This is a genomic window from Pseudomonas sp. SCA2728.1_7, assembly GCF_018138145.1.
Taxonomy (GTDB): Bacteria; Pseudomonadota; Gammaproteobacteria; order Pseudomonadales; family Pseudomonadaceae; genus Aquipseudomonas; species Aquipseudomonas koreensis_A.
The window spans coordinates 666,829-679,528 of the sequence record NZ_CP073104.1; the positions used below are offsets into that span (position 1 = coordinate 666,829).

The following is a 12,700-nucleotide window of genomic DNA, read 5'->3' on the forward strand; positions in this document are numbered from 1 at the left end:
GCGATGGCGTCGTGTCAGTCAGCGCTGATTTTTCAGACCCACCGCTATCGCGAGCAAGCGAAGGCCTACAGGGGGTTCGTGTTGAATTCGCCACCTGCGGTAAGATGCCCACCACTCAAAAACAACAAGGTTCACCGCGCTCCATGTCGGAAAAAGACACCATCGCCGTGCAACTGGTGCGTGAAGCGCTGCTGCAAAGTTGTGCCCCGGGCGTGGCCACGGAAGAAGCCTTGAACAAGGTCGGGATCGATCCGGCGTTGCTGCAAACCGACCACGGCCGGGTACCGGCGTCGCAATACGCCAGACTCTGGCGCCTGCTGGCCCGCCGTGGTGATGACGAGTTTTTCGGCATGGACCCGCGCAAGCTCAAGTCCGGCAGCCTTGAATTCCTCTGTCGCAGCGCCATGGCGCAACCGACACTCGCAGCGGGTTTGAGCACGGGGTTGAGTTTTCTCTCACTGATGCTGGAGCGCATGCCGGCGCAACTGGTGCATCAGCAAAGTCTGGCGGAAATCGTCTTGCTCGAAGACGATCCCGAGCCGCGCCGCGCCTTTACCTATTTCACCTACTGGATGATTGTCCACGGCGTAGCCTGCTGGCTGGCCGGGCGACGCATTCCGATTCTGGCCATCGAACTGCGCTGTCCCGAGCCGGAATTCACCGATGACTATCGGGTGATGTTCTCGGAAAACCTGCGTTTTGATCGGCCTCGTACGCGGATGATCTTCTCGGCGGATTGCCTCGATCTGCCGATCAAGCGCACCGCCGAGGAATTGAAACGCTTTCTCGCCCACGCCCCGGCCAACATACTGGTCAAGTACCGCGATCCCGAAAGTCTCGCCAGCCGGATCAAACAGGATCTACGGCAACTGCCCGCCGAGCAGTGGCCGGAAACCGAAGCGTTGGCCCAGCAACTGTGTATGTCCGCTTCGACCTTGCGCCGGCGCCTGGCGGAGGAAGGTCAGACCTATCAAGGCCTCAAAGACAGCGTGCGCAAGGAGTTGGCCATTGTCTGGCTGGCGGAACCTTCTATCAGTTTTGTCGAGATTGCCGCGCGTTTGGGGTTTGCTGATGCGAGTTCGTTCTACAAGGCGTTTCGCAAGTGGTCGGGGTCGAATCCGGGCCATTACCGCACGCTGATCCTGAATGAGGTTGTCTGATCTGGCGCTATCGCGAGCAGGCTCACTCCTACATTTGAAATGCGTTCCCCTGTAGGAGTGAGCCTGCTCGCGATAACGCCAGTCCATGCAACAAAAAACTTGAGGCATGGCCAAACCAGTCAGCCACATTGATAGCTTTGACCATTGCCCCAGCCCCCGCACAGCGCGACTATCCCTCTGTTGTTTACGCTTCCCAGCCTAATAAAAAACAGAGGGATTCTGGCAATGCGCGATTACTTGTCTGCCACCGCACAGTTCAACTATCAGCACACCGTGGATGCCGCGCTCAGCGGTACGCTTGCGGCGCTTAACGCCTGCGTCGAGTGCTGCGACCGCCATGCCTTGCCGGGGCGCATTGCGCTGTTCTGGGAAGGCCGCGATGGCGCCAGCGCGACGTACACGTTCAGCGAGCTGCAGGACAAAGCCGCGCGTTTCGCCAATTTCCTTCTCGCCCAAGGCGTGCAGAAAGGTGACAAAGTCGCCGGGCTGTTGCCGCGCAACGTTGAATTGCTCATCACCGTGTTGGCCACCTGGCGCATCGGCGCGGTGTATCAACCGCTGTTCACCGCGTTCGGCCCGAAAGCCCTCGAACATCGCCTGAACAGTTCCGGCGCCAAAGTCGTGGTCACCGACGCGGTCAACCGGCCGAAACTCGCTGAAGTCGCCGATTGCCCGACGCTCGTTACCGTCGGCGGCGCCAAAGGCCAGGGCATTGTCCGAGGTGATTTCAGCTTCTGGGCCGAACTGGCCAACTATTCCAACGTCTGCGAGCCGGTCATGCTGACCGGAGAAGACCCGTTCCTGTTGATGTTCACGTCCGGCACCACCGGCCCGTCGAAAGCCCTGTCAGTACCGCTAAAAGCCATCGTCGCCTTCCAGAGCTACACCCGCGATGCCGTCGATCTGCGCCCGGAAGATTCATTCTGGAACGTCGCCGATCCGGGCTGGGCTTACGGCATCTATTTCGGTGTGACCGGTCCGCTGTCGATGGGCCACCCGATCACCTTCTACGATGGCCCGTTCACTCTCGAAAGCACCTGCCGGGTGATCAACAAATACGGCATCACCAATCTCACCGGATCGCCAACGGCTTATCGCTTGCTGATTGCTGGCGGTGACGAGTTCGCCAAGTCGATCAAAGGCAAACTGCGCATCGTCAGCAGTGCCGGCGAGCCGCTGAACCCGGAAGTGATCCGCTGGTTTGCCGACAACCTCAACGTGGTGATCCACGACCATTACGGCCAGACCGAGCTGGGCATGGTGCTGTGCAACCACCACGGTCTCGACCACGCGGTTCATGTCGGCGCCGCCGGTTTCGCATCGCCGGGCCACCGTATAGTCGTACTCGACGATCAGTACAACGAACTCGGCGTCGGCCAGCCGGGCATCCTCGCCATCGACCGGCCGCAATCGCCGATGTGCTGGTTCGGCGGTTACGAAGGCGCGCCAACCAAAGCCTTCGTCGGTGATTACTACCTGAGCGGCGACACCGTCGAATGGAACCCGGACGGCAGCATCAGTTTCGTCGGTCGCAGCGATGACGTGATCACCACCTCCGGCTACCGCGTTGGCCCGTTCGACGTGGAAAGTGCGCTGATCGAACACCCGGCGGTGGTTGAAGCGGCGGTGGTCGGCAAACCCGATCCGGAACGCACCGAACTGGTCAAAGCCTTCGTCGTGCTGAGCGCGCAATACCGTGCCGCGCCGGAGCTGGCCGAAGAGCTGCGCCAACACGTACGCAAGCGTCTGGCCGCGCATTCGTACCCGCGTGAAATCGAATTTGTCAGCGAATTGCCCAAGACCCCGAGTGGCAAATTGCAGCGCTTTATCTTGCGCAACCAGGAAATCGCCAAGGCTCAAGAGGCCGCGGCGCATAACGTTTCAGCTTGAATCAGGAAGTCCAGTCATGCAGATCGAAAACAAGGTTTTTATCGTTACCGGCGGCGCATCCGGCCTCGGTGCGGCTACCGCTGAATTGCTGGTGAGTGCCGGCGCCAAAGTGATGCTGGTGGACATGAATGCCGAAGCGGTGGCCGCGCAGGCTCAGCGTTTGGGCGCGCAAAGCGTGGTTGCCGATATCAGCAACGAAGCCGCTGCCGAAGCCGCTGTGCAGGCGACGGTCAAGGCCTTCGGCAGCCTCAATGGTCTGGTCAACTGCGCCGGCATCGTCCGTGGCGAGAAGATCCTCGGCAAGAACGGCCCGCATGCGCTGAGCAGCTTTGCTCAGGTGATCAACGTCAACCTGATCGGCAGCTTCAATATGCTGCGTCTGGCTGCTGCGGCGATTGCCGAATCCGAGCCAAACGCTGATGGCGAACGCGGAGTGATCATCAACACTGCATCTGTGGCGGCGTTCGACGGTCAGATCGGTCAAGCGGCATATTCCGCTTCGAAAGGCGCGATCGCCAGCCTGACCCTGCCGGCCGCCCGCGAACTGGCGCGTTTCGGCATCCGCGTGATGACCATCGCACCGGGCATTTTCGAAACCCCGATGATGGCCGGCATGACCCCGGAAGTGCGTGATTCGCTGGCCGCCGGCGTGCCGTTCCCGCCGCGCCTGGGCAAGCCTGCCGAGTACGCCGCACTGGTTCGGCATATCATCGAAAACAGCATGCTCAACGGCGAGGTGATCCGTCTCGACGGCGCCTTGCGCATGGCCGCCAAGTAAGGAGGATTTGTCATGACTATTTCCAACGATCCGATTGTTATCGTCAGCGCCGTGCGCACGCCCATGGGCGGTTTTCAGGGCGAACTGAAAAGCCTCACCGCACCGCAACTCGGTGCTGCGGCGATCAAGGCTGCGGTTGAGCGCGCCGGTGTCGCCAGCGACGCGGTTGATGAAGTGCTGTTCGGTTGCGTACTGCCTGCGGGCCTCGGCCAGGCACCTGCACGCCAAGCGGCATTGGGCGCCGGGCTGGATAAATCGACCCGTTGCACCACGGTCAACAAGATGTGCGGCTCGGGCATGGAAACCACCATTCTCGCTCACGACATGCTGATCGCTGGCAGCGCCGATGTGGTGATTGCCGGTGGCATGGAAAGCATGTCCAACTCACCGTATCTGCTGGATCGCGCGCGCGCCGGTTACCGCATGGGCCATGGCCGCGTGCTTGACTCGATGTTCCTCGACGGCCTCGAAGACGCTTACGACAAGGGCCGCTTGATGGGCACCTTCGCCGAGGATTGCGCCGAGACCAACCACTTCAGCCGTGAAGCGCAAGACGCCTTTGCCATCACCTCGACCACCCGCGCGCAGCAGGCGATCAAGGACGGCAGCTTCAAGGACGAGATCGTCCCGCTGACCGTGACCGTCGGCAAAGAGCAGGTGCTGATCAGCCATGACGAGCAACCGCCGAAAGCCAAACTGGACAAGATCGCCTCGCTGAAACCGGCGTTCCGCGAAGGCGGCACGGTGACAGCGGCGAACTCCAGTTCGATTTCTGACGGCGCGGCGGCGCTGGTGCTGATGCGTCAGTCGCAGGCGCAAAAACTCGGGCTGACACCGCTGGCCGTAATTCATGGCCACGCCGCGTTCGCTGATACCCCGGGCCTGTTCCCGGTGGCGCCGATTGGTGCGATCAAGAAACTGATCAAGAAAACCGGTTGGTCGCTGGGTGATGTTGATCTGTTTGAAGTCAACGAGGCGTTTGCCGTGGTCGGCATGGCGGCGATGACGCATCTGGAAATCCCCCATGACAAGTTGAATGTGAATGGCGGTGCTTGTGCTTTGGGTCATCCGATCGGTGCGTCGGGGGCGCGGATTCTGGTGACGTTGCTGTCGGCGCTGCGCCAGAAGAAGCTCAAACGCGGTATCGCGGCGATCTGCATTGGCGGCGGCGAAGCCACGGCCATGGCTGTGGAATGCCTTTACTGAGCCCAACACCAATCCCCTTGTAGGAGTGAGCCTGCTCGCGATAGCGTCTTTTCAGTCAATAATGATCTGTCTGATCCACCGCTATCGCGAGCAGGCTCACTCCTACAGGGAAAGCGGTGCGACTGATATTTAAGGATTCACCATGATTCCCAACGAAGACCAAACCCAGATCCGCGACATGGCCCGGCAGTTCGCTGAGGAACGCCTCAAGCCGTTCGCCGCCGAGTGGGATCGCGAGCACCGTTTCCCCAAGGAAGCCATCGGCGAGATGGCCGAGCTGGGCTTCTTCGGCATGCTCGTGCCGGAGCAGTGGGGCGGTTGCGACACCGGTTATCTGGCCTACGCCATGGCCCTGGAAGAAATCGCCGCCGGCGACGGCGCCTGCTCGACGATCATGAGCGTGCACAACTCGGTGGGTTGTGTGCCGATCCTCAAGTTCGGCAACGATGATCAACGTGAACGTTTTCTAAAACCATTGGCCAGCGGCGCCATGCTCGGCGCCTTCGCATTGACCGAACCGCAGGCCGGTTCCGACGCCAGCAGCCTGAAAACCCGTGCACGGCTGGAAGGTGATCACTATGTGCTGAATGGCTGCAAACAGTTCATCACCTCCGGGCAAAACGCCGGGATCGTGATTGTGTTTGCGGTGACCGATCCGAGTGCCGGCAAACGCGGCATCACTGCGTTTATCGTGCCGACCGATTCGCCGGGCTACAAAGTCGCTCGCGTCGAAGACAAGCTCGGTCAACACGCGTCCGACACCTGCCAGATTCTTTTCGAGGATGTGAAGGTGCCGGTGGCTAACCGCCTGGGTGAAGAGGGCGAGGGCTACAAGATTGCTCTGGCCAACCTTGAAGGCGGGCGCGTTGGCATCGCCTCGCAATCGGTGGGCATGGCCCGCGCCGCATTTGAAGCGGCGCGCGATTACGCCCGTGAGCGCGACACCTTCGGCAAGCCGATCATCGAGCATCAAGCCGTAGCATTCCGCCTAGCCGACATGGCCACGCAAATTGCCGTCGCCCGGCAGATGGTGCATTACGCCGCCGCCCTGCGCGACAGCGGCCAACCGGCGCTGGTCGAGGCCTCCATGGCGAAACTGTTCGCTTCGGAAATGGCCGAAAAGGTCTGCTCGATGGCGTTGCAAACTCTCGGTGGATACGGTTACCTCAACGACTTCCCGCTGGAGCGCATCTACCGCGACGTGCGCGTCTGCCAAATCTACGAAGGCACCAGCGATATTCAGCGCATGGTCATTTCGCGCAATCTTTAAGAAGGAATTTGTTTATGACTTACGAAACCATTCTGCTCGAAACACACGGCCGCGTTGGCCTGATCACCCTCAACCGCCCGCAGGCGTTGAATGCGCTGAATGCGCAACTGGTCCATGAAGTGAATCAGGCCCTTGATGCGCTGGAAGCCGATGCGAACATCGGTTGCATCGTCCTCACCGGTTCGAAAAAGGCCTTTGCCGCCGGTGCCGACATCAAGGAAATGGCCGAACTGACCTATCCGCAGATCTACATGGACGACTTGTTCAGTGACAGCGATCGCGTGGCCAATCGCCGTAAGCCGATCATCGCCGCCGTTAACGGTTTCGCCCTTGGCGGTGGTTGTGAACTGGCGTTGATGTGCGACTTTATTCTGGCTGGCGACAACGCCAGATTCGGCCAACCGGAAATCAACCTCGGCGTGTTGCCGGGGATGGGCGGCACCCAGCGCCTGACCCGCGCGGTCGGTAAAGCCAAGGCTATGGAGATGTGCCTGAGCGGGCGCTTGATCGATGCGGTAGAAGCCGAGCGTTGCGGCATCGTTGCGCGGATTGTGCCGAGCGATGAGTTGCTGGACGAAGCGCTGAAGGTTGCAGCGGTGATTGCCAGCAAGTCGCTGCCGATTGCGATGATGATCAAGGAGAGCGTGAATCGTGCCTTTGAAGTGAACCTGACGGAAGGCGTGCGTTTCGAGCGTCGGGTGTTCCATGCGGCGTTTGCCACGCAGGATCAGAAGGAAGGGATGGCGGCGTTTATTGCCAAGCGTGAGGCTGCGTTCAAAGGCAAGTAACGCGTCTAAAGCGAAAAGCCCCTCACCCTAACCCTCTCCCGGAGGGAGAGGGGACTGATTGGGGGATATTGATGATCTGCGCCGACCTGAAAGAACTTTACTGAATCCCTGATCGACCTGGTTTATCCAATCGATAATCGACGCGGTCTTTCAGGTCGATGGATAACGCCAGATACCTCGGTCGGCCCCCTTTCCCGGAGAGCGAAGGCTGCGGAGGTACGCCGACCTGAAGGTGCTTTATTGAATCCATAATCGACCCGGTCTTTCAGGTCGATGGATAACGCCAGACACTTCGGTCGGCTCCCTCTCCCTCTGGGAGAGGGCTGGGGTGAGGGAGAGGGGCCAACACCATTACAACTGATAGTTCTTCAACTCCCGCGCAATCACCATCCGCTGAATCTCGCTCGAGCCTTCATAGATCTGGGTAATCCGCGCATCGCGGTAGTACTTCTCGACCGGATAATCTTCCAGATACCCATACCCGCCATGAATCTGGATCGCCGACGAACACACCTTCTCGGCCATTTCCGACGCAAACAACTTGGCCTGTGAGGCCTCGGACAAACACGGCTTGCCCGCCGTCCGCAGTCGCGCCGCATGCAGAATCATCAGCCGCGCCGCATTGATCTGCATGTGCATGTCGGCCAGCAGGTTGGCGATGCTCTGGTGCTCATTGATCGGTTTGCCGAACTGGATGCGATCGCGCGAATACACCAGCGCCGCTTCAAACGCCGCCCGAGCGATACCCAAAGCCTGAGCGGCGATGCCGATGCGTCCGCCTTCAAGGTTGGACAGGGCAATCGCCAGACCTTTGCCACGCTCACCGAGCAGGTTGGCCTCGGGAATGCTGCAGTTGTTCAGCGTCACCGCGCAGGTATCAGAAGCGCGGATGCCCATCTTGTGTTCGGTGCGATCAACGATGAAACCCGCTGTATCGGTCGGCACCAGAAACGCCGAAATGCCTTTCTTGCCCAGATCCGGATCCGTCACCGCAAACACGATCGCCAGCTTCGCCCGTTTGCCGTTGCTGACAAATTGCTTGGCGCCATTGATCACCCACTGGCCGTCACGCAGTTCGGCGCGGGTGCGCAGGTTGTGCGCTTCGGAGCCGGCCTGCGGCTCGGTCAGGCAGAAGCAGCCGATGGTTTGCCCGCTGGCCAGATCCGCCAGCCAGGTCTGTTTCTGTGCTTCGCTGCCGTAATTGAGCACCGGGCCGCAGCCGACCGAGTTGTGGATGCTCATGAAGGCGCCGGTCGCGCCATCACCCGCGGAAATCTCTTCCACGGCCAAGGCATAGGCGACGTAATCGACGTAGGTGCCACCCCATTCTTCAGGGACGACCATGCCGAGCAAACCCAGTTCGCCCATCTTCGCGACCAGCGCGTCATCGATCCAGCCAGCCTTTTCCCACGCCTGCGCATGGGGTGCGATTTCACCACGGGCAAAGTCCCGGGCCATGTCGCGGATCATTACTTGTTCTTCAGTCAATTCGAGATCGTGCATGGCTCAGCTCCCGCTCTCATCAAAGCCTTGGAAGAAACTCGCGACATGCCTAGCGTCCAGCGCAGCGAGGGTCGGCGGGTTCCAGCGCGGTGTCTTGTCTTTATCGATCAGCAGCGCGCGCACGCCTTCGATCAGGTCGCCACGGGTGAACCACTGACGATCCAGATGCAGCTCCAGAGCGAAGCAATGTTCCAGGCTCAGATGGCGCCCACGACGGAGCATCTCCAGCGTAACGGCCATGGCCAGCGGCGAGCGGGTTTCCAGCAAGTCAGCGGTGGTGGTCGCCCATTCGTGGCTGTCGGCGACGGTCACCGCGCGCAATTGCTCGACCATGCTCGGCACGTCCGGCAGGGCGAAAAAGTGATCGATGGCCGGGCGCAAGGTCTCAAGTGGCGCATCGGGCAAGGTCTGCACGGCGTGTTTGGCCAGCAGGTTCTGCAGCGCTTTCAGCGGCGTGTCCTGCCACTCCATCACATCGAGTTTTTCATCGAGCAGCGCCAGTTTGCTGCTGTCCAGATACCAGTCGGCGAGGCCGCAATACAGCGCATCGGCGGCACGGATCTGCACGCCGCTGACGCCCAGGTAAATCCCCAGCTCACCGGGAATGCGCGGCAGGAAATAACTGCCACCGACATCCGGGAAATAACCGATGGCCACTTCCGGCATCGCCAGGCGGCTCCTCTCGGTGACCACGCGCAGATCGGCGCCTTGCACCAGGCCCATGCCGCCGCCGAGGACAAAACCGTCCATCAGCGCCAGCACCGGTTTGCGGTAGTGATGAATCGTCAGGTCGAGGGCGTATTCCTCGACAAAGAAATCTTCATGCAGCGTGTCGCCGCTTTTGAAACTGTCGTACAGCGAACGAATATCGCCACCGGCGCAGAAGGCTTTTTCACCGGCACCGCGCAGCACAACGGCGTGGACATCGGCGTCAGTCGCCCAGGCATCGAGCTGCTGTTGCAGCAAACGCACCATGTCGAGGGTGATGGCATTGAGGCCGGCGGGGCGGTTGAGGGTCAGGTGACCGATGTGGTTGCGAACGTCGGCCAGCACTTCGTGTTGCGTGGCATCCATGGACGGTGTCCGCTGGGATGAAGCCTGAGCTGTCATCAGTAACTCCCTGCTTTTATTGTCTTTATTCGAGAAGCTCGCGCGCGAGCGTTACCGGATCGTAACAGTGCAAATTTGCCGTGTACAACCGGGATATTCGCAGGGGGAGTTTGCGTTTTTGCCTTGGTCGAAATGTGCGCGCTCATGTAGGAGCTGCCGCAGGCTGCGATCTTTTGACTTTGATTTTAAAGATCAAAAGATCGCAGCCTGCGGCAGCTCCTACACGGAGTCAGCGGAAGGTTTGGATAATGCTGCGACGCTTGGCGTGCAGTTCACTGGCGTGGATCAACTGTTCCAGATCCTCGGGGGTGATGTCGATGAACGCCTCCATATCCGCCAGCGCCAGTTTGAGGTCTTCGGCGGTGATCGCGTGACTGTCGACAGGCGCAACGATCGGCGCCGGTTCAGCCGCGCGTTTCGGGTAACGAATCCGCGTCAGGTTGTTGTAGGCCAAGGCGCTGAGCAGCATGCACGCCGCGCCGAGCATCACCGGTTCCATGGCTTTCCAGTCCAGGGCAATAGTCGCCGGATCGGCCAGCACCAACGTCAGGGCCAAGGCGCCAGCGGGCGGATGCAGGCAACGCAGCCAGCACATCAGAATCAGCGCCATGCCCGCCGCCAGACAGGCGCTGCCGAGCGTGCGCCCGAGCACATGGGCCACCAGCAACGCCACAACGCCGGCACACAAGTAGCCGCCGAGAATCGACCAAGGCTGGGCGAGAGCGCCGGACGACACGGCAAACAGCAACACCGCCGAAGCACCCAATGGACCGATCAGGTGATAGGCGACTTCATGGCCGAATACTTGCGCACACAACCACACACTGAACAACGTGCCCAAGGCCATGCCGATGGCGGCACGGCTCCATTCGGTCGGGCGGGTATTGATGGCGGCGGGCAACCAGCGAGCGAGCATGTGAATCCGATCCTTGCAGCAAATTCGAGGCAAAAAAAAGGACTGTCCGGCATATCCGGAAAGCCCTCGAAGCGTTCCAACATTGGGGGAGGAACGTGCACAGTTTGCCGATCAATCTCGATGCTGACAAATTCATATTAATGCAGCTTTAGTGCATTAATTTTGAATTTAAGCGGCGCGACGGCCACTGACGAAGCACAAGTAGCCGCCCACAGCCGCCAGTGCGCTCAGGGCATAGAACATGCTCGGCGCTGGCGTGTGCATCAACAGAAATCCGCACATGACTGGACTGGCCGCACCGCCCAGCGCTGCCAGGTTCTGCGCGCCGTAGTAGCTGCCGCGCAGTTCTTCCGGGGCCAATGTGTCGATGAACAGAAAGTCTGCCGGGTAAATGATCATCTCGCCCAAGGTGAAGATGAACATCGCCACGCACCAACCGACCAGGCTGTCGGCCAGACTGAAGCCGATCAGACCAATGATGAACAACGCGGTGCCCCCGGCGATCCAGTGGCGCAGGTGCTCACGGGTGAGTAATCGACCGACTTGGTACTGCAACACAATCACCGTGATCGCGTTGCAGGCGAGCAGGGCGGCCATGGTGTCCAGCGTCTGTTGTTGGGTGTGGGTCACCAGCAGGTATTGCGACAGGTACAGGGTGAAACGCCCGTGCACCAGCGTGCTGAGCAGGCAGCCCAGGGTAAACAGGATCATCGTGCGGTCGTTTTTCAGGATGATCAGGGTTTTCAGAAAGCTTTGTGGCTGAGCGACCGCGGCGACCGGGCTCACTTCGCGCGCGGCACCGAACAGCAGAAAAATGCTGCCGATGGCAATCGCGCCCGCGACGATAAACGGCGCTGACGGCTGAACGCCGGCGATCACCACGCCGATCATCGGGCCGACGGCGTAACCGATGTTGGTCAGCGTGTAGTTCAGGGAAAACGCCTTGACCCGCTGGCCCACCGGCAGGTTTTCACTGAGGATGGCTTTAGAGCAAATCAGGAACAGCGCCGACGCCGTTTCGCTGATGATCAGCACCAGGGTGACCAGATACAGGTTCTGCGCGAAGGTCAGCAGGATCAGACCGATACCGCTGGAGAGCATGGTCAGGATCAGCAACTGGCGTTTGTCGAGCCGATCGATGATGTAACCACCGTACAGCGACAACAACGTGGCGCTGAACACCGCGATGCCCAACAGCAAACCGACGTCTTGCGGGTTGAGGCCGAGTTTGTTGCTGAGGAACAGCGTCAGTAGCGGACTGATCAGGGCGCGGCTGATGACAACGGTCAGTGAACTGATCATCAACCGGCGGATGAGGCGCGAGTAGGTGGCCACGAAGGGTCAATGTCCTTATTTCAAATGCTTGGCGGGCGTGCGCCATCCTTACCGGGCAATCATCACCGGTCAAGCCGCCATAACACCATTCCCCTGTAGGAGTGAGCCTGCTCGCGATAGCGGTAGATCTGCCAATGAAGTGTTGAATGTGCAGACGCTATCGCGAGCAGGCTCACTCCTACAGGGGATTTGTGTTGTCTTCAGGAAAGGGGCAGGCACATGGCGCAGCGTCGCTCTGGGGGAAATCCGCAGGCGATTTCGGCTTGCAGCGCATCGCGTAAATGGCGATCAGCTTGCGCAAGCGTCAGCTCGACAAATCCCATCCGTTGATAAAACGGCGCATTCCATGGCAAGTCGCGAAACGTGGTCAATGTCACTGAGTTCAACCGCATCACGCGCGCTTGTTCAATGACTGCCGCAACCAGTGCGCGACCCATGCCTTGTCCTTGAAAAGCCTGACTGACGGATAGCTCCTCGATGTGCAGGTGCTGATCGATGTCGACAGCACGAACAAATCCAGTCAGTTGCCCTTCGCTGTTTTCAGCAACCCACACGTATGCCTGTTCGATGGACTGCCGATGTCGGGCAGCATCGGGCACCTCGGCATCAGCCAGCCACGCCAACGGCGGATCAAGACGAAACAATTGCGCTGCCGAACGCTCGATCGCGGGGAGGGCTACCGCGTCAGCAAGGCTGGCGCGGCGTACGTCGAAGGTCATGTTGAGGCGCATCCTGTCGGTCAAG

Annotated in this window: 11 protein-coding genes; 6 read left to right on the forward strand and 5 right to left on the reverse strand. The window is 60.1% G+C overall.

Features of this window, described 5'->3' with window-relative positions; genetic code table 11:
* The first annotated feature begins 143 nt into the window (after window positions 1-143).
* From KBP52_RS02970 to KBP52_RS02995, 6 genes are all read left to right on the forward strand, one after another.
* Complete coding sequence (locus tag KBP52_RS02970; protein ID WP_212622005.1) at window positions 144-1,160, forward strand: AraC family transcriptional regulator; 1,017 nt, start codon at window positions 144-146, stop codon at window positions 1,158-1,160.
* A gap of 225 nt (window positions 1,161-1,385) precedes the next feature.
* On the forward strand, window positions 1,386-3,050 hold the full coding sequence (locus tag KBP52_RS02975) for an AMP-binding protein (protein ID WP_212622006.1): 1,665 nt from the start codon (window positions 1,386-1,388) through the stop codon (window positions 3,048-3,050).
* A 16-nt stretch (window positions 3,051-3,066) separates the two neighbouring features.
* Entirely contained in the window at window positions 3,067-3,828 is a 762-nt protein-coding gene (locus KBP52_RS02980; RefSeq protein ID WP_127927794.1) for an SDR family NAD(P)-dependent oxidoreductase, read from the forward strand.
* A 12-nt stretch (window positions 3,829-3,840) separates the two neighbouring features.
* Window positions 3,841-5,034, forward strand: a complete 1,194-nt coding sequence (locus KBP52_RS02985) for an acetyl-CoA C-acyltransferase (RefSeq protein WP_212622007.1) — start codon at window positions 3,841-3,843, stop codon at window positions 5,032-5,034.
* 142 nt (window positions 5,035-5,176) lie between these two features.
* Window positions 5,177-6,304 carry an acyl-CoA dehydrogenase gene (locus KBP52_RS02990; RefSeq protein ID WP_007918873.1) on the forward strand — a complete coding sequence of 376 codons (1,128 nt, stop codon included), beginning with the start codon at window positions 5,177-5,179 and terminating at the stop codon, window positions 6,302-6,304.
* A 14-nt stretch (window positions 6,305-6,318) separates the two neighbouring features.
* Window positions 6,319-7,092 (forward strand): enoyl-CoA hydratase, encoded by a 774-nt coding sequence (locus KBP52_RS02995; RefSeq protein ID WP_212622008.1) that lies wholly within the window; start codon window positions 6,319-6,321, stop codon window positions 7,090-7,092.
* 351 nt (window positions 7,093-7,443) lie between these two features.
* On the opposite strand, the gene KBP52_RS03000 is transcribed toward KBP52_RS02995, so the two are convergent.
* The 5 genes from KBP52_RS03000 to KBP52_RS03020 all read right to left on the reverse strand — a co-directional run bounded on the left by KBP52_RS03000 (window position 7,444) and on the right by KBP52_RS03020 (window position 12,675).
* On the reverse strand, window positions 7,444-8,595 hold the full coding sequence (locus KBP52_RS03000) for an acyl-CoA dehydrogenase family protein (protein WP_003224706.1): 1,152 nt from the start codon (window positions 8,593-8,595) through the stop codon (window positions 7,444-7,446).
* Between the two features lie 3 nt (window positions 8,596-8,598).
* The gene (locus KBP52_RS03005; protein WP_212622009.1) at window positions 8,599-9,705 is read right to left on the reverse strand and encodes an enoyl-CoA hydratase/isomerase family protein; all 1,107 of its coding nucleotides are present in this window, start codon (window positions 9,703-9,705) and stop codon (window positions 8,599-8,601) included.
* Window positions 9,706-9,934: 229 nt separating this feature from the next.
* Entirely contained in the window at window positions 9,935-10,621 is a 687-nt protein-coding gene (locus tag KBP52_RS03010) for an HPP family protein (RefSeq protein WP_212622010.1), read from the reverse strand.
* A 168-nt stretch (window positions 10,622-10,789) separates the two neighbouring features.
* A complete protein-coding gene (locus KBP52_RS03015) occupies window positions 10,790-11,956 on the reverse strand; it encodes an MFS transporter (protein ID WP_212622011.1) in 1,167 nt (388 codons plus the stop codon).
* Between the two features lie 200 nt (window positions 11,957-12,156).
* Complete coding sequence (locus KBP52_RS03020; RefSeq protein WP_212622012.1) at window positions 12,157-12,675, reverse strand: GNAT family N-acetyltransferase; 519 nt, start codon at window positions 12,673-12,675, stop codon at window positions 12,157-12,159.
* Between the last annotated feature and the right edge of the window lie 25 nt (window positions 12,676-12,700).

Excerpts from the sequence above, each read along its gene's own strand:
- KBP52_RS02990 (WP_007918873.1), top strand. The coding sequence starts at position 5,177 with ATGATTCCCAACGAAGACCAAACCCAGATCCGCGACATGGCCCGGCAG.
- KBP52_RS03005 (WP_212622009.1), bottom strand. The coding sequence starts at position 9,705 with ATGACAGCTCAGGCTTCATCCCAGCGGACACCGTCCATGGATGCCACG.
- KBP52_RS02985 (WP_212622007.1), top strand. The coding sequence starts at position 3,841 with ATGACTATTTCCAACGATCCGATTGTTATCGTCAGCGCCGTGCGCACG.
- KBP52_RS02975 (WP_212622006.1), top strand. The coding sequence starts at position 1,386 with ATGCGCGATTACTTGTCTGCCACCGCACAGTTCAACTATCAGCACACC.
- KBP52_RS03020 (WP_212622012.1), bottom strand. The coding sequence starts at position 12,675 with ATGACCTTCGACGTACGCCGCGCCAGCCTTGCTGACGCGGTAGCCCTC.
- KBP52_RS02995 (WP_212622008.1), top strand. The coding sequence starts at position 6,319 with ATGACTTACGAAACCATTCTGCTCGAAACACACGGCCGCGTTGGCCTG.
- KBP52_RS02980 (WP_127927794.1), top strand. The coding sequence starts at position 3,067 with ATGCAGATCGAAAACAAGGTTTTTATCGTTACCGGCGGCGCATCCGGC.
- KBP52_RS03000 (WP_003224706.1), bottom strand. The coding sequence starts at position 8,595 with ATGCACGATCTCGAATTGACTGAAGAACAAGTAATGATCCGCGACATG.
- KBP52_RS03010 (WP_212622010.1), bottom strand. The coding sequence starts at position 10,621 with ATGCTCGCTCGCTGGTTGCCCGCCGCCATCAATACCCGCCCGACCGAA.
- KBP52_RS02970 (WP_212622005.1), top strand. The coding sequence starts at position 144 with ATGTCGGAAAAAGACACCATCGCCGTGCAACTGGTGCGTGAAGCGCTG.